At 40.4% G+C, this 250-nt stretch carries 1 protein-coding gene; it reads left to right on the forward strand.

Going from position 1 to position 250, the window contains the following annotated elements; all coding sequences use genetic code 11:
* On the forward strand, nt 1-250 hold a 250-nt coding region (locus tag HZY94_RS10035), incomplete at both ends, for a reverse transcriptase domain-containing protein (protein WP_257151923.1).

The following is a 250-nucleotide window of genomic DNA, read 5'->3' on the forward strand; positions in this document are numbered from 1 at the left end:
GCTATTATTCAACTTCTTGAGTATCTTAACGATGGCTACGAATGGATAGTGGATATTGACTTGGAAAAGTTCTTCGATACAGTTCCACAAGATAGGCTGATGTCCTTAGTACACAACATTATCCAAGGCGGGAATTTGTCACCTCTCTTGTCTAATATCATGCTCAATGAACTAGATAAGGAGTTGGAAAAACGAGGTCTTCGTTTTGTTCGCTACGCAGATGACTGCGTCATCAAAGTTGGTAGTGAAG

The organism is Streptococcus danieliae, from assembly GCF_013415245.1.
Classification (GTDB): Bacteria; Bacillota; Bacilli; order Lactobacillales; family Streptococcaceae; genus Streptococcus; species Streptococcus danieliae_A.